Annotated in this window: 22 protein-coding genes; 3 read left to right on the forward strand and 19 right to left on the reverse strand. The window is 66.3% G+C overall.

Annotation, left to right across the window (positions count from 1 at the left end; all coding sequences use genetic code 11):
* Window positions 1–39: 39 nt before the first annotated feature.
* Window positions 40–1,443 (forward strand): aminotransferase-like domain-containing protein, encoded by a 1,404-nt coding sequence (locus DPR14_RS16830; protein ID WP_211103795.1) that lies wholly within the window; start codon window positions 40–42, stop codon window positions 1,441–1,443.
* Window positions 1,444–1,499: 56 nt separating this feature from the next.
* Here the strand turns inward: DPR14_RS16830 and DPR14_RS16835 are convergent, their stop codons facing one another.
* On the reverse strand, window positions 1,500–4,235 hold the full coding sequence (locus DPR14_RS16835) for a glycosyltransferase (RefSeq protein ID WP_158046187.1): 2,736 nt from the start codon (window positions 4,233–4,235) through the stop codon (window positions 1,500–1,502).
* 367 nt (window positions 4,236–4,602) lie between these two features.
* Between DPR14_RS16835 and pal the strand changes: the two genes are divergently transcribed.
* Window positions 4,603–5,082: a peptidoglycan-associated lipoprotein Pal gene (gene pal, locus DPR14_RS16840; RefSeq protein ID WP_246148247.1), complete on the forward strand. Its 480-nt coding sequence runs from the start codon at window positions 4,603–4,605 to the stop codon at window positions 5,080–5,082.
* 121 nt (window positions 5,083–5,203) lie between these two features.
* On the opposite strand, the gene DPR14_RS16845 is transcribed toward pal, so the two are convergent.
* The 10 genes from DPR14_RS16845 to DPR14_RS16890 all read right to left on the reverse strand — a co-directional run bounded on the left by DPR14_RS16845 (window position 5,204) and on the right by DPR14_RS16890 (window position 14,165).
* Window positions 5,204–5,497, reverse strand: coding sequence for a ferredoxin family protein (locus tag DPR14_RS16845; protein ID WP_158046189.1), 294 nt, complete (start codon window positions 5,495–5,497; stop codon window positions 5,204–5,206).
* Entirely contained in the window at window positions 5,494–6,795 is a 1,302-nt protein-coding gene (locus DPR14_RS16850) for an FAD-dependent monooxygenase (protein ID WP_158046190.1), read from the reverse strand. The genes DPR14_RS16845 and DPR14_RS16850 overlap by 4 nt, the downstream gene beginning before the upstream one ends.
* Window positions 6,796–6,821: 26 nt before the next feature.
* Window positions 6,822–7,925: an electron transfer flavoprotein subunit alpha/FixB family protein gene (locus DPR14_RS16855; RefSeq protein ID WP_158046191.1), complete on the reverse strand. Its 1,104-nt coding sequence runs from the start codon at window positions 7,923–7,925 to the stop codon at window positions 6,822–6,824.
* Between the two features lie 108 nt (window positions 7,926–8,033).
* Entirely contained in the window at window positions 8,034–8,864 is an 831-nt protein-coding gene (locus DPR14_RS16860) for an electron transfer flavoprotein subunit beta/FixA family protein (protein ID WP_158046192.1), read from the reverse strand.
* 196 nt (window positions 8,865–9,060) lie between these two features.
* A complete protein-coding gene (nifW, locus tag DPR14_RS16865; RefSeq protein ID WP_158046193.1) occupies window positions 9,061–9,396 on the reverse strand; it encodes a nitrogenase-stabilizing/protective protein NifW in 336 nt (111 codons plus the stop codon).
* A gap of 33 nt (window positions 9,397–9,429) precedes the next feature.
* Entirely contained in the window at window positions 9,430–10,257 is an 828-nt protein-coding gene (gene cysE, locus DPR14_RS16870) for a serine O-acetyltransferase (RefSeq protein ID WP_158046194.1), read from the reverse strand.
* A 21-nt stretch (window positions 10,258–10,278) separates the two neighbouring features.
* Entirely contained in the window at window positions 10,279–11,436 is a 1,158-nt protein-coding gene (gene nifV, locus DPR14_RS16875) for a homocitrate synthase (protein WP_158046195.1), read from the reverse strand.
* A gap of 113 nt (window positions 11,437–11,549) precedes the next feature.
* On the reverse strand, window positions 11,550–12,746 hold the full coding sequence (gene nifS / locus DPR14_RS16880) for a cysteine desulfurase NifS (RefSeq protein WP_158046196.1): 1,197 nt from the start codon (window positions 12,744–12,746) through the stop codon (window positions 11,550–11,552).
* Between the two features lie 5 nt (window positions 12,747–12,751).
* Window positions 12,752–13,693: a Fe-S cluster assembly protein NifU gene (gene nifU, locus DPR14_RS16885; RefSeq protein ID WP_158046197.1), complete on the reverse strand. Its 942-nt coding sequence runs from the start codon at window positions 13,691–13,693 to the stop codon at window positions 12,752–12,754.
* A 73-nt stretch (window positions 13,694–13,766) separates the two neighbouring features.
* Window positions 13,767–14,165, reverse strand: coding sequence for a HesB/IscA family protein (locus DPR14_RS16890; protein WP_158046198.1), 399 nt, complete (start codon window positions 14,163–14,165; stop codon window positions 13,767–13,769).
* A 226-nt stretch (window positions 14,166–14,391) separates the two neighbouring features.
* Between DPR14_RS16890 and DPR14_RS16895 the strand changes: the two genes are divergently transcribed.
* Entirely contained in the window at window positions 14,392–14,919 is a 528-nt protein-coding gene (locus tag DPR14_RS16895) for a hypothetical protein (RefSeq protein ID WP_246148250.1), read from the forward strand.
* Window positions 14,920–15,017: 98 nt separating this feature from the next.
* Here the strand turns inward: DPR14_RS16895 and DPR14_RS16900 are convergent, their stop codons facing one another.
* From DPR14_RS16900 to nifK, 8 genes are all read right to left on the reverse strand, one after another.
* Window positions 15,018–15,647 carry a nitrogen fixation protein NifQ gene (locus tag DPR14_RS16900; protein WP_246148252.1) on the reverse strand — a complete coding sequence of 210 codons (630 nt, stop codon included), beginning with the start codon at window positions 15,645–15,647 and terminating at the stop codon, window positions 15,018–15,020.
* A gap of 45 nt (window positions 15,648–15,692) precedes the next feature.
* A complete protein-coding gene (gene fdxB / locus DPR14_RS16905) occupies window positions 15,693–15,986 on the reverse strand; it encodes a ferredoxin III, nif-specific (RefSeq protein ID WP_158046199.1) in 294 nt (97 codons plus the stop codon).
* 45 nt (window positions 15,987–16,031) lie between these two features.
* The gene (locus tag DPR14_RS16910; RefSeq protein ID WP_158046200.1) at window positions 16,032–16,229 is read right to left on the reverse strand and encodes a CCE_0567 family metalloprotein; all 198 of its coding nucleotides are present in this window, start codon (window positions 16,227–16,229) and stop codon (window positions 16,032–16,034) included.
* Window positions 16,230–16,261: 32 nt separating this feature from the next.
* Entirely contained in the window at window positions 16,262–16,720 is a 459-nt protein-coding gene (locus tag DPR14_RS16915) for a NifX-associated nitrogen fixation protein (RefSeq protein WP_158046201.1), read from the reverse strand.
* 7 nt (window positions 16,721–16,727) lie between these two features.
* On the reverse strand, window positions 16,728–17,225 hold the full coding sequence (gene nifX, locus DPR14_RS16920; protein WP_246148255.1) for a nitrogen fixation protein NifX: 498 nt from the start codon (window positions 17,223–17,225) through the stop codon (window positions 16,728–16,730).
* Window positions 17,200–18,570: a nitrogenase iron-molybdenum cofactor biosynthesis protein NifN gene (gene nifN / locus DPR14_RS16925; protein WP_158046202.1), complete on the reverse strand. Its 1,371-nt coding sequence runs from the start codon at window positions 18,568–18,570 to the stop codon at window positions 17,200–17,202. Before nifN ends, nifX begins: the two co-directional genes overlap by 26 nt.
* A gap of 10 nt (window positions 18,571–18,580) precedes the next feature.
* Window positions 18,581–19,954: a nitrogenase iron-molybdenum cofactor biosynthesis protein NifE gene (gene nifE / locus DPR14_RS16930; RefSeq protein ID WP_158046203.1), complete on the reverse strand. Its 1,374-nt coding sequence runs from the start codon at window positions 19,952–19,954 to the stop codon at window positions 18,581–18,583.
* A 107-nt stretch (window positions 19,955–20,061) separates the two neighbouring features.
* A complete protein-coding gene (gene nifK / locus DPR14_RS16935; RefSeq protein WP_158046204.1) occupies window positions 20,062–21,609 on the reverse strand; it encodes a nitrogenase molybdenum-iron protein subunit beta in 1,548 nt (515 codons plus the stop codon).
* Window positions 21,610–21,644 lie beyond the last annotated feature (35 nt).

The following is a 21,644-nucleotide window of genomic DNA, read 5'->3' on the forward strand; positions in this document are numbered from 1 at the left end:
GGTTGGCGGCCGAGCCGGAATTCTGAGGGGGAACGCAGTTTGAGGGAGGAGTCTTCGCCCTGCTCCTGGGTTCCCGATCTTTCCGGCGCCCCCGGCCCGATCTATCTCGCCCTCGCCGACGCCATCCAGGCGGGCATCGCGGCAGGGACTCTGGCTCCGGGTGAACGACTGCCCACCCACAGGGCTCTCGCGGCCGCCCTCGACCTGGACCTGACGACTGTCACCCGCGCCTATGGCGAGGCGCGGCGGCGCGGGCTGGTGGATGCCGCGGCCGGGCGGGGCACCTTCGTGCGCGGCTCCGCGGCGCAGCCTCTCGTGGTCGCCCCCTTTCCCGCGGAAATCGACCTTTCCATGAACCTGCCGCCCCAGCCCCCGGCGGCGGCCATCCCCGCCAGGCTTTCCCAGACCCTGGCGGCGATCTTGCGCCGAAGCGATGCGCCCCAGGTGCTCAGCTACCATCCCAGCACCGGCGGCACCGCGGAACGCGCCGCCGGTGCCCGGTGGCTGATCCCCCTGCTCGGCACCGTTCAGCCGTCCCGCGTCCTGGTCACGGCCGGGGGACAGGCGGCACTCATGGCGCTCCTGACGACGCTGGCACCTTCGGGCGGCACTGTGCTGACCGAACGGTTCACCTATCCCGGCCTTCGGGCCGTCGCGGCCCAGACCGGCGTCAGGCTGGAAGGGCTGGCGATGGACGGTGACGGCCTGCTTCCCGAAGCCCTCGACGACGCCTGCGCCCGCTTGAATCCGGCCGCGCTCTATACGGTTCCCACCATCCAGAACCCGACGGCAATCACCATGCCGCCGGCGCGCCGCGCCGCCTTGGCCGAAATCGCCCGGCGTCATCGGTTGACGGTGATCGAGGACGACGCCTATGGCCTGCTGCCGTCAGCGCCGGTGCCGCCCATCGCGACCCTTGTGCCGGACCTGACCTGGTATCTGGGCACGCTCTCGAAATGCCTGTTGCCGGCGCTTAGAGTGGCTTATCTGGTCTGTCCCGACGACCGCCGCGCAGCCCGGGTCCAGGCGGCACTGCGGGCAGTCTGCCAGATGGTCCCTCCCCTGTCGGCCGCGGTCGCGACCCGGTGGGTCCAGGACGGCACGGCGCTCCACCTGGTGGAGGCGATCAGGGCCGAGGCCGCCCGCCGTCAGGAGGTCGCCGGTCGCATCCTCCCGGCCGGCAGCTTCACGGCGCACGGCCAGGGTCACCACCTCTGGCTTCGGCTGCCCGCCGGTTGGAATGCCTCCGGCTTCGCTGCCCAGGCCCGCCGCTCCGGCCTTGCCCTGGTTCCCGACACGGCGTTCGCAGTGGGACAGGCGCCGGATTCCGCCGTCAGGATATCGCTGGGAGCGGCACCGGACCTCGACTGCCTTGCCGCGGCACTCGGACGGATCGGCAGCCTTCTGGATGAAAATGCGGACACCCTGCCGGAGATCGTCTGACCTCCGGCAGGGCGCCGCTCAGCCCTCACACCATAATGTGGCAGATGGTGACGCCATCAGCCTCCCGCCGCGTCGGCAACCAGCGCGCCGGCCGGCTGGGAAGCCACCAGCGGGACGGTAACCGGCTCCGGCACGGCCTCGGCAGCCTTCTCGCGGACCGGCATCAGGTCGGTCGCCGCCAGCAGCGCCGCGATCAGGTTAGGTACCGCCATGACCGCCAGCAGGATGGTCCACAGGGTCAGCGACACGGTCCCGGCATGATTGAGCACGGTGGCGATCAGGCAGCAGACCACCAGCAGCCCTGCCAGCACGGCTTCCGGCACGGCGGGGAACTTTGACGCCTTCTTCCGCTTGCCCTTCGACGTCACCTTGAAGGGCTCGTGCTTGGTGAACAGCCCCTTCAGCACGGCGGCGCCGACGGTGTAGTTCAGGCTCATGCCCAGCAGTGCGGTGCCGACCGTCTCGCCCCAGCCATGTCGGGAGGCGAACTTCGTCAGCGCCATGCTGGCCGCGGCGCGCAGCATCAGCGCCGCGATCGCGATGGCCGTCACCTCCGGCGGCGGCAGGTGCAGCGGCAGCACGGTCGCCAGCAGGGTCCAGGTAATGGCGCCCGCACCGGCGATCAGCCCCAGCGCATCCGACCACCAGCGCGCCCAGCCGGTCCAGAAGTGGAGCTTCTGGGTCGCGCTAAGGCCCTTGGCGCCGGGCAGCAAAGCCCGCAGGTGAGCCTTCATGATCTGGACCGAGCCGTAGGCCCAGCGGTGGCGCTGCTGGCGAAAGTCCTTGTAGCTGTCCGGCGTGATGCCGGCGCCCAGCCGCTCCGTCGTGTAGTGCTGCTTCCAGCCCTGCTCCAGCAGGGTCAGGCCCAGTTCGGTATCCTCGACGATGCACCACTCGGACCAGCCTCCAAGATCCTCCAGGGCCGAACGCCGGACCATGATCATGGTGCCGTGGGCGATCAGCGCGTTGTCCTCGTTGCGCTCGACCATGCCGCTGTCGAAGAAGGCTCGGTACTCGGCGGCCATCAGCCGCTTCAGCAGCGACTGGTCGCCGTCGCGGTGTTCCTGCGGCGCCTGGACCAGGCCGACGGCCGGGTCCGAGAAGGCGGGAGCCAGCCGGCTCAGCCACTGGGGCGAAACGGCGTAGTCGGCGTCCAGCACGGCGATGACCTCCGCCTCATCGGCGGTGATCCGGAGCGCGCGGTTCAGGGCGCCCGCCTTGAAGCCGGTGATCGGGTTGAAGTTGGCGAACTTGAAGACCGTGCGGCCCAGCCGCGCGTTCAAGGTCCGGCAATGGTCCTCGACCGGGGTGATCAGGCTGACGTCGTCGGTGTTGTTGATCGCGACGACCACCTCGAAGGCCGGATAGTCCTGGGCGGCGAGGCTGTCCAGGGTGGCGTTCAGCATCGCCGGATCCTCGTTCCGGGCGGCGATGTGGACGGACACCATCGGCTCCCGCACGGCGACGCCGGCGTTGCGGATCAGTGCCGCGGCGCCGTCGGCCGGCAGCAGGCGGGTCGGCCGGCGGCCCAGCAGGGTCCGGGTCATCTCGTCCAGGTCGGCAAGCGCCAGAACCAGCAGGATGCCGCCGAGCGCGAGGCCGCTGCCCCACATGATCACGGTACCCATGGTCGGATAGACGCCCATGGCGGCCAGGACGGCCCAGGCGGTCATGCCGGCCGAGCCATGGGCGGCGATCGACCACAGCAGGGTCTGGAGCACGGTGGCACGCCGGCGGAACAAGGCAGGCAGCGACAGGAACACGCCGACCAGCACCGACGCGACGCCGACCGCATAGGCTTCCGGCTTTGGCTCGACAGCGCCCTGGAGCTGCCACTTGGGCTGCCGATCGGCATCGAGCACGCCCCAGAACGGGCCGGGACTGCCTTCGATCGCGGTCTTCCAGGGCTGGTCGAACGCCTCGATCACGTTGTACTCGACGCCCATCCGCTTGGCGTCCTGGGCGAATTCGCGGATGATCCGGGCCTGCTCGGGGCGGGACGCGTGGGCATCGCCGAAATTGTCGCCGTCCGAGGGCCAGCCGATTTCACCCACCCAGATCGGCTTGCCGGGATAAGCCTGCCGGATGCGCTTGATCTTGTCCAAGGCGTAGGGCAAGGCGCCGGAGCTGTCGAGCTTTTCCCAATAAGGCAATGTGTGGATGCCGACGAAGTCGGAAACCGCGACGGTCTTCGGCGCGTTCAGCAGCTCCGACCAGGTGTCGGACGTGCCCACCGGAATGCGCCTCGGCACGCGCGACCGTACCTCCGCGACCAGCGCCGCGAGGCTCTCGTCGGTCTGGTCGGCGCGCAGCAGCGATTCGTTGCCGACCACGACGCGCACGACGTTGGGCGTGCTGCGCGCGATCGCCACGGCCTGGTCGATTTCCTGCCGGTTGTGCTCGGCGTCGGCGTTCAGCCAGATGCCCAGGCTCACCTTCAGCCCCATGCGGGCGGCCACGCCGGGAGCGCGGTCCTGCCCGTCGGAAACGGTATAGGTCCGGATGCCGTCCGCGATGCCGTTGATCGCCACCATGTCCTTGCGGATGTCGGCGACTGACACGTGGTGGTCGTCTTCCGGGCTGAAGTCGCGGCCGGAAGGGCTGTACGACACCGATTGCAGGCGGCTCGGCGATGCCGCCACATCCACCGGCGCGGTCTGGCCGCGCCAGATGGCGAGATGGGTCATCGCCGTGCCGGCGATGACCGCAGCCATAAGGGTCAGGGAAAGGATGGTCCGCCTGGGCGGAGTGCGTGTGTCCACCGCCGGTGAGCCGGTGGGAAGGATCGACATGGCCGTTTTTCTGGGGGTGAGTGGTTGAGCGGGAAGCTACTCAGGAGGGGGTGATGCCGGGGCGACTGTGCCAAAACCGATTTTGCCGCCACATTACCGAAAGACACTCTAATCGAGTTTGCGCAGATGGGTATGTGACAGCTATCACTTGGCTACGATGTCGCAGGGGCCGATTGCCACCAATCGGCTTCTTGTCGGTTTCGTTAACGGTTTAGTAGCCATGTTTATTCTATGTGTCTGCGGACAAATCTAGGCCAGTCGTCATAAAGGGTATGCAATGCGGTTGAAGCTTATCGGGATAGTGGGCGCCCTGCTCGTTTTGACGGCTTGCGAGTCGGCCCCATGGGACGCCTCGAGCAGCAGCGGCATGGGTGCGGTGAGCGGAGCCCCGATCGGCGCGGGCGGTCCGGGCGGGGTCGGAGTCGGCGGTGTCGGCGGCGTGGGCACCGGTGGCCTGTCGGGTGCCCGTCCCGGCGCCGGCGGCGTGATGCCGGGCTCCCAGCAGGATCTGGCCAACAGCGTCGGCGACCGGGTGTTCTTCGGATACGACCAGGTCGACCTGAGCGCGGAGGCCCGGGCGACTCTGGAACGTCAGGCCCAGTGGCTGAAGCAGTACGCCAATGTGACCGTGACCATAGAGGGCCACGCCGACGAGCGCGGCACCCGGGAGTACAACCTGGCGCTCGGCGACCGCCGGGCCAACTCGGTCAGGAACTATCTGGTCACCCAGGGCATCCAGCCCGGCCGGATCGGGACGCTGAGCTTCGGCAAGGAGCGCCCGGCGATCGGCGCGTCCGGCGAACAGGCCTGGGCGCAGAACCGCCGCGCGGTAACCCTGGTCAACTGACCGCCTCCCTCGGCGGCACCCAAAACGAAAGGGCTTCGGGAGCGAACCTCCCGAAGCCCTTTCGTTTTGGGTGCCGATGGGCGGGTACCGAGCCCGCCCGATCCTTGGATCGGCGCCGGCCTCAGCCGAACTTGTAGCTGATGCCGTATCCGCCGCGCGGATAGTTCCACGAGACGTTGCCGTTGTCCTGGCAGATGACCCGGCAGGTGCCGCATTCCAGGCAGCCGTCGGTCACGAGGTTGACGCCGCCCGCGTCGTCCTTCGTGTAGCAGTTGGCCGGGCAGCAGAAGGTGCACGGCTGGCTCTTGCAGCTGGACGCGCAGACCTCGGCGTCCTTGATGTAGATGTGGGGGCGGTTCTCGTCGACGATGTACCGGTTCTGGTACAGCTTGTCTTCAACCTTGATCACGCTCATCGGAAAGCCCTCGCCAGCTTGAATGCGTCACCCACCAGGCCGAAGATCGACCGCCGCTTGGCGAACGACTTCAGGATCTGATTCTCTTTGGTCTTCTTGTCGACACTGTCCACCGTGAAGAGATCGTGGGCGGCGCCGTTCAAGAGATCCGGATAGGCATTGAAGAACTGCGGCGACATATGCATGATGTGCGGCAGGTTCTTGTACTTTTTCAGGTCCTTCATCACGAAGCTCTCGTCGAGCTTCTTCTTGTAGAGAGCGAGGTTGGCGGCCACCGGCGCCTTGCCCTGCTTCTTCAGCTCGATGAGGGTCTCGGCGGCGAACCGGCCGCTGGTCATCGCCAGGTTCGACCCTTCGCGGTGCGCGGCGTTGTTCAGGTGGGCGGCGTCGCCGACCACCATCCAGCCGTCGCCGCAGACCTGCGGGACCGCCTTGTAGCCGCCCTCGGGAATCAGGTGGCCGGCATATTCCTTGACCTCGCCGCCCTGGATCAGGGGCTTGATCACGGGATGGTTCTTCAGGTCCTCGAGCAGCTTGTACGGGGCGATGCCCTTCTCCTTGAAGTCGGAGATCAGGCAGCCGATGCCGATGGTCAGCGACTCCTTGTTGGTATAGAGGAACGCGGTGCCGACCATGCCGCCGGTGACCTTGCCCATCATCTCGATGACGACGCCCTCGTCGCCCTTCACCTGGAAACGCTGCTCGATCAGCGCGGGATCGATGAAGTGGATCTCCTTGACCGCCAGCGCGGCGTTCTCCGGAGGCAGTTCCTCCTGGAGATCGGCGCGGCGGGCCAGCAGGGCGTTGACGCCGTCGGCCATGATGACCACGTCGGCATGGACCTCGCCGTTCTCGCGGTCGGTGCGCACGCCATAGACCTTGCCGCTGGCGTCGCGCAGCAGTTCGGTCACCGTGGTCTCGCAGATCACGAGGGCGCCGGCTTCGCGGACCTTCTCGTTGAACCACTTGTCGAACTGGGCGCGGATGATGGTGTAGCGGTTCGGGCGCTCGCTGTTGAAGCTGTCCGAACGGTAATTGGTGCCGATATAGCTGTCGTCGCCCAGCAGCCAGATCCGCTGCTCGATGATATGGCGCTCCAGCGGCGCATCCTCGCGGAAGTCGGGGATGATCCGCTCCAGCGCGTCGGCATACATGATCGCGCCCTGGACGTTCTTGGAGCCGGAATACTCGCCGCGCTCGATCTGCAGGACCTTCAAGCCACCCTTGGCCAGGGTGTACGCCGCCGAGTTGCCGGAAGGTCCGGCGCCGACGACGATGGCATCAAACTTCTCTACCATGTCAGGCACTCTCCTCTGGCGGGTGGTCAGCTCGCCTTGCGGTTGACCAGCCGGCGCTGGCGGAACTGTTCCGTCAAGGCCGGAAGAATCTGCAGCGCGTCGCCGACGATGCCATGGTGGGCGAAGTCGAAGATCGGTGCGTTGGGATCGGAATTGATCGCCAGGATCACGTCGGAATTCTCGCAGCCGACGCGATGCTGGATGGCGCCGGAAATGCCGGCGGCGATGTAGAGCTTCGGGCGGACCGTCTTGCCGGTCTGGCCGACCTGCCGGTCGCTGGTGACCCAGCCGGCCTGGGTGCAGGGCCTGGACGCGCCGACCTCGGCCCCCAGCACTTCGGCCAGGTCCCAGATCAGCTTGAAGTTCTCCGGCTTCTGGAGTCCCTTCCCGCCCGAGACGATGATGTCGGCGAAGGCGAGTTGCGCCTCCTCCTGGTCGCTGTCGGGGATGAAGTCCAGCACCTTGGTGACGAACACCTCTTCCGCGAGGTTCGGCGTGACCTCGACGACCCGGCCGGTGCGGGTGCCGTCGCGTTCGGGCATCTGCATGACGCGCGGCCGGATGGTCGCCATCTGCGGGCGGTAGGCCAGTGTCTGGATGGTGCACAGCAGGGTGCCGCCGAAGGTCGGGCGGGTGGCGGCCAGGCTGCGGTTCTCGGCGCTGATGTCCAGCTCGGTACAGTCGGCCGTCAGGCCGGTCAGCAGCGTGGTCGCGATGGCTCCCGCCAAGTCGCGGCCCAGCGTCGAGGCGCCCAGCAGAACGATCTCCGGCTTGAAGGTGTTGACCACGTCGGTCATCACCTTGGAATAGGGCTCGGTCCGGTACTCCGCCAGGACGGGATCGAGCACCGTGTAGACCACGTCGGCACCATAGGCGATCGCCTCGCCGGTGATCTCGTGGATGAAAGGACCGGGAGCCCCCAGGATCACGGCGCCGACCTCGACGCCCAGCTTGTCGGCCAGCTTGCGGGCCTCGCCCAGCAATTCGTACGAGACGGTGTGGACCTTGCCGCGCTCCTGCTCGACGATGACCCAGACACCCTTGTAGATTTTCAACTCTTCCGGCAGTTCGAACTTGCGGCCACCGGCGGCCTTCTTGGCGGAGGGTGGATTGGCAGGCGCTTGGCTCATGTCGGCCTCACAGTCTCGAAGTAAGGGTTCGGCAGGCGTCGGACGGGGTCGGGTTCGATCGGGGTTGACGGCGGCCGTGTCAGGCGCCCGCCTTCCGCGACCGGGCCCTTATCGGACCAGGTCGTTCGCCATCTTCGGGTAGGTTGTGAAGAGCATTTCGATCGCCGCCGCCGCCTGGGCCTCGGGACCGCCTTCGGCCTCGATCATCTTCGCCTTCTCGGCGCGGGGCTTCGGCACGAACACTTTGGAGACGACGGTGGGCGAGCCTTTCAGTCCGACCTTGCTCTCGTCGTCGACGCAAGTGTCCTTGTTCCAGGTCTTCAGCGGCGTGCGCGCGGCCCTGAACATGTCGTCCATGGTGCCGAAGCGCATCGTGTTGGAGCCTTCCAGCATGGTGATCATGGCCGGCAGGCGGCTCTTCAGAACCTGCACGCCGCCCTCGGAGCGGCGCTGGACGGTGATCTCGCGGCTGTCGAGATTCACGTCCTCGATCTTGGCGACATAGGTCAGCTGCTGGAGGTTGAGGCGCGTGGCGATGCCCGGGCCGACCTGGGCGGTGTCGCCGTCGATCGTCTGCTTGCCGCAGAACACCAGGTCGACCGGCTCCTCCTCGTGCAGCTTCCGGATCGCGGAGGTCAGCGCGTAGGAGGTCGCCAGAGTGTCCGAACCGGCGAACTTGCGGTCGGTCAGCAGCACCGCGTCGGTCGCCCCGAAGGACATCGCCTTGCGCAGCGACGCCTCGGCCATGGGCGGGCCCATCGTCAGGACGGTGACCCGTCCGCCGAACCGGTCCTTCAGCCGCAGCGCCTCTTCCAGGGAGAAAAGGTCGTAGGGGTTGATGATCGCCGGCACGCCCTGGCGCATGATGGTATTGGTGACCGGATGGATCCGGATCTGGGCGCTGTCGGGCACCTGCTTGATACAGACGACGATGTGCATCCCGCTATCCTCTCGACTGGTGGCCCCTCAGGGCTTGCTCAACTCTGCTTATGCAGGGGACGTGCCAACGTTGAGAACACTGAAGCCATAAGCATAAAGTTCTGATTTTAAAGGATTTAATCGGAGGGTGTTGGAGCCTGCACCTTGCGGCGGCACTTGTCGGCTAACCGACAGGAGCCGCGGCTTGTCGGCTTTGTCACTGCGCGCCGGACAGGGTCAGGCTCTCCAGCGGGACGAAGCTGGCGTTGTGCCGTTCGGCCTGGTCCTTGTGGACCTTGAACACCTTCTCGGCGATCGCGTCGGACTTGACGAAATCCTGGTACGCCTGAGTGATCAGGACCTTGTAGCGGTCGCGCAGGAGATCCTCGGCGAGGCTGTCCAGGTTGGCCTCCTCCGCGAGATAATCGTGGAAGCGCTGCAGGATGTGCAGGCGGTTGACGTGGACCACCCGCGCGTCGAAATCGATTCCGAAGAACCGCAGGAAGTCTTCGGCGGTGTTCAGATCGTCCAAGTCGTCCTGGAAGCTGCTCATGGGGGGTTCCTGTCGGTGGGAGGTTTGTGAGGATCAATGTTCGCATCCCGGCAGCTCGCAGCCGGGCTGGTCGCAACTGTTGCCGCACCGCGCGCAGACGATGCCTTCCATGGCCTGGCTCAGCTCGCCGACGACGTCGGCGGCGGTGTGCTCGTCCAGGCGGTTCTCGATCTTGTTGATATGCTCGATCAGGCAGGCGAGCGCCCGGCCGACCGGGTCGGGCATCAGGTGGTGGTCGAGGTCGATGCCGTGGTCGGCCATACGCCGCCCGATCGGCTTGACGATGCGTCCGGGGATTCCGACGACCGTCATCTCCGCCGGGACGTCCTTGGTCACGACCGAGTTGGCGCCGACCCTGCCGTTGCGGCCGATGGTGATCGGCCCCAGGATCTTGGCCCCCGCCCCGCACATCACGCCGTCCTCCAGCGTCGGATGGCGCTTGCCCTTGTTCCAGCTGGTGCCGCCCAGGGTGACGCCATGGTAGAGGGTGACGTCGTCGCCGACCTCCGCGGTCTCGCCGATCACCACGCCGGCGCCGTGGTCGATGAAGAAGCGTCGGCCGATGGTGGCGCCGGGATGGATGTCGATGTTGGTGACCATGCGCGCCACGTAGCTGATGAAGCGCGCCGGCCAGCGGACTCTGCGGCGCCACAGCGCATTGGCGATGCGGTGCGCGATGATGGCGTGGATGCCGGGATAGCAGGTCAGGACGTCGAAGGTGTTGCGCGCCGCCGGGTCGCGGTCGGCGACGCATTCCACGTCCTCGCACAGCAGGCGCCAGATGCTCCGTTCCGGCGGCGACGCGGAGTCCGCGGATGGCGCCCCGCTGGACGGGGGGGATGCTTCGATGATTCCGGACATGCCGGGTCTCCCGCTTCGAGGTCAGGATGCCAGGACGGCCGGCGGCTCGCCCGGGGCGGCGTCGCGGCGGAACTGGAGAAGCTCGTCCGGGGTCGGCGGCCTCTTGAAGGCGCCGGCAACCCGGCGCACCCGCGGCAGGATCGCCTGCGCCTCGCCGTCGCTCAGCTGGATTCCCAGGCCGGCGAACGCCAGCTTGACCCCGGCCGAGCCGGAATGCTTGCCGAGCACGATGCTGTGCCGGCGGCCGACCTCCGCCGGGTCGAAGCCCTGGTAGGTCAGCGGATCGCGCAGCAGGCCGTCCACATGGATGCCGGCCTCGTGGGTGAAGACGGCGCCGCCGACGATGCTCTTGTTGATCGGCACCGGCCGGTTCGACGCCCTCGCCACCAGCTCCGAAATGGCCGGCAGGCGCATCGCCTCGACGCCGGTATCCGTGCCGTAGAGGTGGCGAAGACCCATCACGATCTCCTCCAGGGCCGCGTTGCCGGCGCGCTCGCCCAGACCGTTGACGGTGGTGTTCACATCGGTGGCCTCGCCACGGACCGCGGCCAGCGAATTGGCGGTGGCGAGGCCCAGATCGTCGTGGGCGTGGATCTCTATCTCCAGGTCGGTGCGCGCGCGCAGCGCCTGGATGAAGGCGAAGGTCTGGAAGGGGTCGAGCACGCCCAGCGTGTCGGCGAAGCGGTAGCGACGGGCACCGGCGGCCTGCGCCGTCTCGGCGACCCGCGCCATGAAGTCGGGATCGGCGCGGGAGCTGTCCTCACCGCCGAAGCCGACTTCCAGGCCCAGGTCGCGGGCGGTCCGGATCTGGCGGTCGATCTGGGCCAGCGCCCAAGCCCGGTCGCGCCCCAGCTTGCGCTGGATATGGATGTCGGACACCGGCATCGACATGTTGACGAAGGAAACGCCGCAGGTGGCGGCCTCATGCAGGTCGTCGGCACGCATCCGGCACCACACCATCAGGCGGGCCCGCACCAGCCCGGCGGCGGCCACGGCGCGGATGCTCTCGCGCTCCTCCTCACCCATGGCGGGAATTCCGATCTCCAGTTCGGGCACCCCCGCGGCGTCGAGCGCGCGGGCGATCGCGATCTTCTCCTCGATGGTGAAGGCAACGCCGGCGGTCTGTTCACCGTCGCGGAGCGTGGTGTCGTTGATCGTGACGGAGCTCGGCTCGGGCATCGCGGTGACTCCAGAGGAGGACTTTGTAGGTCGGGTAGAGCGCAGCGGCACCCGACGCCATCACGCCTGATTGTCGGGTGCTGCTTCGCTCTACCCGACCTACGGCTTTCCGCTTACGAGTAGACCGGCTGGAAACCGGCCGTGGCGCCCTGGTTGGTCCAGTAGGGCGACAGCTTGCGCAGCCGCTCGATGATGCCCGGCACGACCCGGATCACCGTATCGATCTCCTCCGCCGTGGTGTCGCGCGACAAGGAGAACCGGGTGGCGCCGTGGGCCGCCGTGTAGGGAACGCCCATCGCCCGCATCACGTGGCTCGGCTCCAGCGAGCCGGACGTGCAGGCCGATCCGGAAGAGGCCGCGATGCCCTCCTCGTTCAGCAGCAGCAGGATCGCCTCGCCCTCGATGAACTCGAACGCGACGTTGGCGGTGTTGGGCAGGCGGTTGGCCGGGTTGCCGGTGACGAAGCAGTTGGGGATCGCCTCGACCAGCGCCTTCTCAAGCCGGTCGCGGAGCGCTGCCACCTGGGTCAGCTCGATCGCCATCGACTCGCGCGCAAGCTCGCACGCCTTGCCGAGACCGACGATGGCCGGGGCGTTCTCGGTGCCGGCACGGCGTCCGCGCTCCTGGTGGCCGCCGCGAAGCATCGGCCGGAAGCGGACCCCGCGCTTGACGTACAGGGCGCCGATGCCCTTGGGGGCATGCAGCTTGTGGCCCGACAGCGACAGCATGTCGATCGCCGAGTTCGCCAGGTCCATCGGCAGCTTGCCGACCGCCTGGACGGCATCGGTGTGGAACAGGGCGCCGACCTTCTTCGCCATGTTCGCCAGCAGTTCGACCGGGAAGATGGTTCCGGTCTCGTTGTTGGCCCACATGATGGAGACGACGGCCACGTTCTCCGACAGCGCCGCCTCGTATTTTTCGAGGTCGAGGTTGCCCTTGCCGTCCACCGGGATGCGATGGATCCTGTAGCCTTCCTTGCTCTCCAGGAAGTCGCAGAGGCTGAGGATGGCCGGGTGCTCGACGACCGAGGTCACGATCTCCCGGCGCTTCGGATAGGCCTTCAGCGCCGACAGGATCGCCGTGCTGTCGGACTCGGTCCCGCCCGACGTGAACACGATCTCCGTGTCGAAGGCGGCGCCGAGCAGCTTCTGCACCTCGCCGCGGGCCCACTCGATCTTGCCGCCGACCGCGGCGCCGTAGCCGTGCATCGATGACGGGTTGCCGAAATGCTCGGTGAAGAACGGCATCATCTCGGCGACGACGGCCGGATCGACGCGGGTGGTGGCGTTGTTGTCCAGATAGATACCCATGCCGCTCACTCCGCCGCCATCATGGTATGGGGGATGACACGGACCAGTTCGCCGAGCTTCTCGACGAGCTTGGTCTGGATGCCCTCGATCGTGACCGACGCCATCTGGCAGCCGGAGCAGGCGCCGCTGAGCCGGACATAGATGTTCTTGCCGTCGATATCGACCAGTTCCACGTCGCCGCCGTCCTGCTTGAGGTAGGGCCGCATCTCCTCCAGCGTCGCGATCACGATCTGCATGCGCTGGACGTTGCTGAGCTTCTTCGCCGGGACCGGCTTGGCCGCCTCGGGAGAGGCGGGAGCGGCCAGCGGGGCGATGTCGGCGAGACCGACCATGGCCGGAGCGGGCGCCTTGGCCGCGACCGGCTCCAGCGTCTTGCCCTGCTTGGCGAGCAGGCTCTCCAGCAGATCCTCGATCTTCTCGTGGCAGGTCTTGCAGCTCGCGCCGGCCTTCGTGTAGTTGGTGACCTGCTCCAGGGTGGTCAGGGCGTTGACCTCGACCGCGCGCTCGATCATCGCGGCGTCGACGCCGAAGCACTTGCAGATCAGCTCGCCCTCTTCATGGTCGTCGACCCATTCCTCGCCCCGGTAGTTGGCGATGGCGGCGCGCAGCGCCTCGGCGCCCATGACCGAACAGTGCATCTTTTCCGGCGGCAGGCCTTCCAGATAGTCCGCGATGTCCTTGTTGGTGACCTGGAGGGCCTCGTCGACCGTCTTGCCGATGATCATCTCGGTCAACGCCGAGGACGACGCGATGGCGGAGCCGCAGCCGAAGGTCTGGAACCGGGCGTCCTGGATGACCTGGGTCTCGGGCTCGACCTTCAGCATCAAGCGGAGCGCATCGCCGCAGGAAATGGAGCCGACCTCGCCGACGGCGTTCGCCTCTTCCAGGACGCCGGCATTCTTCGGATTGAAGAAATGCTCCTTAAGCTTGTCAGAGTAGTTCCACATTGGTCTGTTCTCCTGTATCGGCCCGGTGTGCCCGACCGGCCTGGTATCCGAAGGTCGCAGCCTTGGCCGCGCGTCAGTGATGGTGGCCGTGACCGTGGCCGCACGAACCGCCCGCCTCGGCCGGAGCGCCGGCGGGCTTGGAGTTGCAAGACGACGTGGAGAAGGAGGAGCCGCAGCCGCAGGTCGATGTCGCGTTGGGATTCTCGAACTTGAACCCGGCACCGCCCACGCTCTCGACATAATCGACGACGACGCCGTTCAGGTGCACCATGCTGCCGGCATCGATGAACACCTTGACGTCGCCGTATTCCAGCACGGTGTCATCCTCGCCGGCACCGGCTTCCAGGCCCATCTGGTACTTCAGGCCGGCGCACCCGCCGTCCGCCACCTGGATGCGCAAGCCTTGCGCGGCGGCCGAAGTGGCCAGGACGCGCTGGAGAGTGCTTACCGCCGAATCCGTCAGCGTCACCATCGAACCTGTCTCCTTAAGACGAGATTTTTCAGGACCTTCCACAGAGCAAAATCCGGGCCATTTGCAGCTTATTGATTTCATTGATTTTTTTATTTCCTGTCCGCTGAACCATGGCGGCTTGCCGACAGAAGCCTGTCGTAAACCCGACAAGGCGGGGCCGCCGCCGGGATCGGGCGAGAAAACGCTTCATATCCATAAAAAAGCTATGGTATTAGCGGAAGCCGCCATGCCGCCAGGAGACACCGCGATGCGCCAGATCGAGTTCCGAATCCCTGACGGCAGGATGGCGTTCGGCGACGTTCCCGAGCATATCGACGCCCTCCTCCAGGAAGCGGTGAAGGCGCGCCTTGCCGGCGATCTCGAACTTTCGGAAAGTCTGCTGTGGGAGGCGCATCATCTGGGGCCGAAGGCCCTGCCGGTGTTCTACGCACTCTACAAGTTCTACTTCAACCAGCGCCGCCTGGATCAGGCGGAGCGCGTCGCCCTGATCGGGCTCGATGCCGCCGCCCGCCTCGGCGGGTTCGATCCCGACTGGCGGCGGCTGTCCGCGGGATCCGCCGACTGGGCTTCCCTGACCGGCGCTCCCCATTTCTATCTGTTCACCCTGAAGGCCCTGAGCTTCATCACCCTCCGCGGCGCCCGCACCGGTGAGTCGCTGGACATGCTGGCCAAGCTCAAGGAGCTGGACCCGGCCGACACCGTCGGCTATGGCGTGATCGCGACGCTCGCCGAACGGGTCGCCGAGGCGGAGTAGGCTGACCGCTTCCGCGGTCCTTCCCCGGATACCGTGATTTCCAAGTGTTTCGCGAGAACCCGCCGCTTGGCCGACATGCCGTTCCGTGACGTCCGGCGTCACTCCTCCGGCCCGAAGCAAAGCTTGAAGTCCGTGCAGACCCCGCAACTGGGCGCCTTGCACAGGTTCAGGCCCTCACGGTCGCAGAGCTGCTTGTAGAAGAACTTCTTCCATTTCATGTCGCCGGTGTTCTTCTCCGCCAGCGGCCCGAAATGACGGAGGAGCAGCCCGGAGAGGTCCTTGCGGCCGGTCAGCCCGAGGTCCTGCCAGAGATGGTTGGAGAACAGGCAGGCCCGGGCGACCATCGAGGCCAGCCAGACCGCCTCGTCGGCGGGAGCGGTGACATGATCGAGCAGCAGGGTGCGGAGATCGTCCATTTCCTCCGCCAGGACCAGGTCGGCGACTCCCCTGCCCTGCCGCCGGCCCCGCCGGGCGGCAAGGTATACGGCGACGGAGGACCCACGACCGGCAAGCGCCGGAAAATGTTTCGACAGCAGCCGGTCCAGTTCGGCAGGCGCCAAGCCGACGGCGTCGTCCAGCGGATCGGCGCCGTCGGTGGCCCTTGCCGAGAGGATGCAGGCGAAGACATGGCTGTCGGGATCACCGGCATCGGCCACCGCCGCCATCAGCGCACCGTAAAGGGCGGCGGAATCGGCGAGCGCGAACGGTGCAGGCGTCATGATCGTCATGTCGGGCCTTTCACGGCACAAGGTTGCGGAAGTGTTCGGACGGGGTCAGGCCGCCAGGGCGGCGTGGGTGAAACAGCTCTTGCCGCAGACCTTGGCGCAGGACTGGCAGCCGATGCAGTTCTCCCCGTTGGCGATGCTCATGACCTTCTTCTCGGCATCGTCGTCCTGGGCGTCCACGATGTCGCCGTCCTCGGTGATGCCGATCATGTTCAGGACGCCCTGCGGGCAGACCTTGAAGCAGCGGCCGCAGCCGATGCAGGCTTTCTGGTTCAGATCCTCCACGAATTTGGGAGTCCACGACCCGCCACCCTTCGTCTTACCCTGGACAAATCCGCTCATCGTGAACTCTCCTCGCATTCATGTGTCGTGTTGTTGTCTAAGTGGTCAAGATGTCAGGGCCTTGAGCTCCGCGCGCTTCTCGGTCAGCAGCTTGAAGGCGTCATAGGTCTCCTGCGCCACCTCCAGGATCTTCTCCCATCCGCCCGGAAGTTCTTCGGACAGGTCGTGCAGGTCCATCTTCTTCGCGGTCGCCCGCGCGTTCAGCTTCTTGATCTCGTCCTTCAGGGCGTCGATGTCGCTCATGCCCGGATGCTCCTTCAGAGGTCGGCCACGCTTCAGAGGTCGGCGACGTCGCGATGCTTCTCGATCAGCGCCACGGCCTCGTCCACCAGCTTCGCGCCGTCCTGCGCGACCGCCTCGATCGAGGGGAAGCCGAAGCGATGGACATCGCGGATATGCTTGCTCAGCACCACCAGCCGGCCGGTCAGCAGGACCATGCGGCCGAAGCCCTCGTGACTCATCTTCATGATCGGCGTCGCCATAAGGCGGGTCCGCTTCTCGATGGTCAGGCCGATCGCCTTGTAGAACTGCTCGACCCGGGTGATGGTGTCGGGGTCGGGATCGCCGATGATCGGGATCAGCCGGCGCTCTTCCTTGGTCAGGACGAAGGGCCGCAGCAGGACGTCGTCGCTCTTGCCTTCCCAGGCGCCGTAGGTGTCCTCGGCGCGGATCAGCGAAACCAGGGTCTTCAGGAACTCCTGGTCGACCACCGGGGCTTCGATCGTTTCGGACATGCTCTTCTCACTCCTCGTCGAAATTGCGGGCGACTTCGGCGCCCTTGTTCAGGGCCTTGCGCAGCCACGGCGGGGGCGACCCGTTCAGCGTCACCACCAGCTTCTCGCACAGGTCGGTGATCGCCTCGGGCTGCTCGACCTTCACCGGATGGATCTTCTTCGCGACGATCCGCGCCGCGGCGGAGGCCCCGATGGCGGCCAGGTAGACGATGGCGCAGTCCTCGATCGCGGCGATCTTGGGGACTAGCTTGTCCTCGTTGCCGTCCTCGAACATCTGGCCGTTGAACTGGACCGCCTCCAGCAAGCGGTAACCCGTGGGGTCTATCTCGTAGATCGCGATGTTCTTGGCCCACCCGAAATGGGCGTCCACGCGGGCCATGTCCTGGGTACAGAATGCAACCTTCATCATTCCCTCTCGCTTGGCCGGAGCACCCGAACCGTCCGGCGCGGCCGCCGTTTCGGGCGTGGTGGAGACGAGCCTAAGCCGCCGCGTGCGGACCGGCATGGTGGTCCTCCATCCCTTTGGGAGTTGCTCCGGCGTCGTGGGCGGCATGCGCGTGGTCGTTCGCCAGGAAGATGTTGCCCAACTCGAACAGCAGGTCGCGGGTGCCGCGATAGCCCACGGTGACCCGGTGCCCGGCGCCCAGGCGGTCGAAGGTCGGAAAGCCAGCGCGCACCAGCGGCGTTCCCAACTTGTCGACGGACTGCCGGGCGTGGCTGTTGGAGATCACCAGGTCGGCGCCGCGGGACAGCGTCTCGAAATCCTCGTGGTCCCCGACCAGCAGCGACCACGCCTTGATCTTCTCCAGGGCGGGCGACTGGGTGGGAGCGACCGCGGCGGTCACTTCGCAGCCCATGTCCCGCAGGAAGCCGCAATAAGCGTAGAGGAGGTCCGGCTCCAGGGCCACCGCCACCCGCTTGCGGGTGAAATAGAAGTGCCCGTCCAGCATGCCGTCGACCAGGTGTTCCCGCTGGCGCCGGATCCGCGGCGGAACCGGCCTGCCGCTGACCTCGGCCAGCGTCCGGATCAGCTGGTCGACCGCCTCCAGCCCGACCACCCGGTCGAACAGCTTGAAGGGAACCCCCGTCTTCCTTTCCAGCGCCTGGGCCGGCTTGCGCATGTGCTCGCCGATCGCCAGCGTCAGGACCGACTCCCCCATGCCCTTGATCTCGGCGACGGTCACGCCGCCCAGGGTGGTCGCCTTGAAATCGTCCGGCTGGCGACCGCCCATCGAGGTGGACAGGTCGGGCAGGATCACCGGGGAGAGGCCGAACCCCTCGATCAGGTCCCGGATCTCCTCGACGTCGCCGGGAGTCAGGTGGCTGCCGGCCAGCACGTTGACACGGTTGGATACCTTCATCTCCGCCGGGGCGACGAGCCCCTCGATGACGGCGGTGACCGTGTTGGCGAAGCCTTCCTCGAGCCCGCCGGTGAAGTCCGGCGTATTGATGAAGACCAGGTTGCACTTGCCGGCCACTTCCGGATGCCTCTTCCGGAAGGTCGCGAGCGCCCCCTGCATGTCCTCGCCCTTGGTCTCGGTCAGGCCGGTCGTGCAGACGCCGATGATCTCGGGCTTGTTGCGCTCGTACATGGTGAGCACGGCCGCTTCCAGATTGTCGTAGCCGCCCAGGATGGTCTGGACCTGGTCCATGGCGGTGGTCTGGAGCGGAATGGCCTCGCGGAAATGCCGGACCATCAGGACGAGCCCGAAGGCGGTGCAGCCCTGGCTGCCATGGAAGCAGGGCAGGCAGTTGTCGATGCCCAGCAGGGCGAGCGCGCCGCCGACCGGCTGGCTCATCTTGAGCGGATTGATCGCGGCGGCCTTGTTGGACTGATGAGCCTTGAACATCGCCGCCCCCTCATTCCCACGGTGCCGGCACGCGGACCTGGCGCCAGATCGGGTTGCTCAGGGTCTTGTCGATTTCCTCGACCAGCGCGACGATGCCCTCGTAGCCGGCGAAGGCGACATGCCGCTCCTGGTTGACGTCCAGCCAGGGAACCTTGGCCTTCAGCGCGATGAACTGGCTGCGGCCGCCGGACAGCATGATGTCGGCCTTGCTCTCGCGCAGCATCTTCGCGATGTCCCGGGGCTTGAGGTCTTCCCACATGTGGAATTCCTCGCCCTTCATCTTCTTGATGCGGTCCTTGTCTTCCTTGGTCGACTTCTTGACGCTGGTGCCGATGATCTCCAGCCCGGCGCCCTCGAGCGCCGACACCATCGACCAGCTCTTGACGCCGCCGGTGAACAGCAGCACCCGCTTGCCGGTCAGCCGCTCCTTGTAGGGATCGAGGCGGCGCCAGGCGCGCGCCTCCTCCTCGCGGATGATGGCGTCGGTGCGCGAGATCAGCTCGACCGGCGCGCCGCGCTCGACCAGCAGCATCGCGATGTTGCGCAGCGTGTCGCTCATGTCCGACACGCCGTAGAAGGACCCTTCGAAGAACGGGATGCCGTAGCGCTCCTCCATCTTGCGCGCGACGTTGATCAGCGCCTGGGAACACACCAGCATGTTGACCTTGGCGCGGTGCGCCGAGGCGACCTCGTTATACTTGCCGTCGCCGGAAATCATGGAAAGGATGCGGACGCCCATCCGGTCGAGCAGCGGCTTGACCTGCCAGAACTCGCCGGCGAGATTGTATTCGCCGATGATGTTGATGTCGTAGGGCGTGGTGAATTCGGGTTCGCGGGTCCCGATGACATGGTCCAGCAGCGTCTCGCCGGCCAGTTTGTTCCCTAAGTTCTTGCTGCCCACGAATCCGGGCGCATTGACCGGGATGATCGGCTTGCCGAGCTTGTCGGCGGCGAATTTGCAGACCGCTTCCACGTCGTCGCCGATCAGCGCGGGGACGCAGGTCTGGTAGACGAAGACGGCGGGCGGATCGTATTTCAGGACGATCTCCTTGATCGCCTTGAACAGCTTCTTCTCGGCCCCGTGGATGACGTCCAGCTCGCTGAGGTCGGTGGTGAAACCGGTGCGGTAGAGCTGCGAATGGGACGACTTCGAACCGCGGTTGTCCCAGGAGTTTCCTTCGCAGGCGATCGGGCCGTGCACCAGATGGGCGGCATCGGCGATCGGCTGCAGCGCGATCTTCGCGCCGTCGAAGGCGCAGCCGCCGGCGGCGGCTCCCGGCTTCAGGGCTTTCGTGCAGCCCTTCTTGCGCTCCTTCTCGGTTTTCCCCTGGTTCGTGGCACAGCCAGGTTCATTGAAGACTTCCTGCACCTTGTCGACCAGCATCTCGTTCCCCCGTCAGCAAACCGCACCCGAAGATGCGCCGATATGAAGCGCCGTAGTCCAGGGTAGTGCCCGGCGCTCCCTTGGGAGGAGCGCCGGGGTTCGCGTGCTCAGCGGATCAGATCGAACGAGTAGTCGGTCTCGCCGGCGATGTTCGTCTTCTGGTCGTAGTCGTCCAGGATCTTGTCCAGGATGCGGACCAGGACGTTCAGGCCGCCCTGATAACCCCAGGTGGGGTACCGGTGATGGTGGTGACGGTCGAAGATCGGATAGGTCAGACGGATGAGCGGGATCTTGGTGTCACGCTCCAGGTACTTGCCGTAGCTGTTGCCGATGATGTAGTCGACCGGGTCGGTGAACAGCAGCGAGCGGAGGTGCCACAGGTCCTTGCCGCCGTAGGAGGCGCCCGACTTGCCGAACGGGCTGCTGTCGAGCAGCTTCTGGACCTGCTTGTCCCACTTCTTGGAACCCGACGTGGACAGGATGTGGACCGGCTCGGCGCCCATCTCCATCAGGAACTTGCTCATGCCCAGGCAGAAGTCGGGGTCGCCGTAGACGGCGAAGCGCTTGCCGTGGATGTGGGTGTGGCTGTCGGCGATCGCGTCGACCAGACGGCCGCGCTCCAGGGTCAGCTCGGCCGGGACCGGCTTGCCGGTCAGCTCGACCAGCTTCAGCAGGAACTCGTCGGTGGCGCCGACGCCCATCGGGTAGTTGAACTTGGCGACCGCCTGGTCCTTGTCCTTGATGTAGGAGAGGGTCTGCGGGGTGCAGTACTCCTGCATCGAGATCGTGGCCTTGGCGTTCTTCGCGGCCTTGGTCTGCTCCAGGGTCGTGCCGCCGTCATACAGGCGGAACTGGCCGTCGGTCGGGGTGTCGAATACGTCCGACACGTCCGACAGGATGGTCGCGTCGATGCCGAACAGGCCGAAGATGCGCTTCAGTTCGCGGTTGTTGCCGACGGCATAGCCGTCGAAGCCGCCGATCACGTTGATGCTGTCGGTCTCTTCGCGGGCCGGCGAACCCTCGGCGTCCCAGAAGTAGTTCAGCACGCCCTTCATCATGTTGTCGTAGCCGGTGACATGGCTGCCGACGAAGGCCGGGGTGTGGGCGTGGGGGGCCGGGAAGTCCTGCGGAATGCTGTCCTTGTTCTTCGCGTTGACGATGAAGCCCTGCAGGTCGTCGCCGATGACTTCGGCCATGCAGGTGGTCAGGACGGCGATCATCTTCGGCTGGTACAAGCTGTAGGTGTTGGCCAGCCCGTCGATCATGTTGTTCAGGCCGCCGAACACGGCCGCGTCCTCGGTCATCGACGAGGAGACCGCGGAGTTCGGCTCCTTGAAGTGACGGGTCAGGTGCGACCGGTAATAGGCGACGCAGCCCTGCGAGCCGTGGACGAACGGCATGGTGCCTTCGAAGCCCTGGGCCGCGAACACCGCGCCCAGCGGCTGGCAAGCCTTGGTCGGGTTGATCGTCAGCGCCTCGCGGGAGAAATTCTTGGCCTTGTATTCCTCGGACTTGGTCCATTCGGCGACCCGGGAGACCTCCTCCTTGGGATGGCCGTACTCGAACTCGGCCTGCTTGCGCCCGAATACATCCTTGTATTCGGGCTGGCGGAAGAGCTCCATGTGGTCGATAACTTTTTCGGGATTCTGGGGCATAATCGTCTCCTAGGAATTCCAAGCCGGCATGAACC

It is taken from the genome of Skermanella pratensis (assembly GCF_008843145.1).
GTDB classification, from domain to species: domain Bacteria; phylum Pseudomonadota; class Alphaproteobacteria; order Azospirillales; family Azospirillaceae; genus Skermanella; species Skermanella pratensis.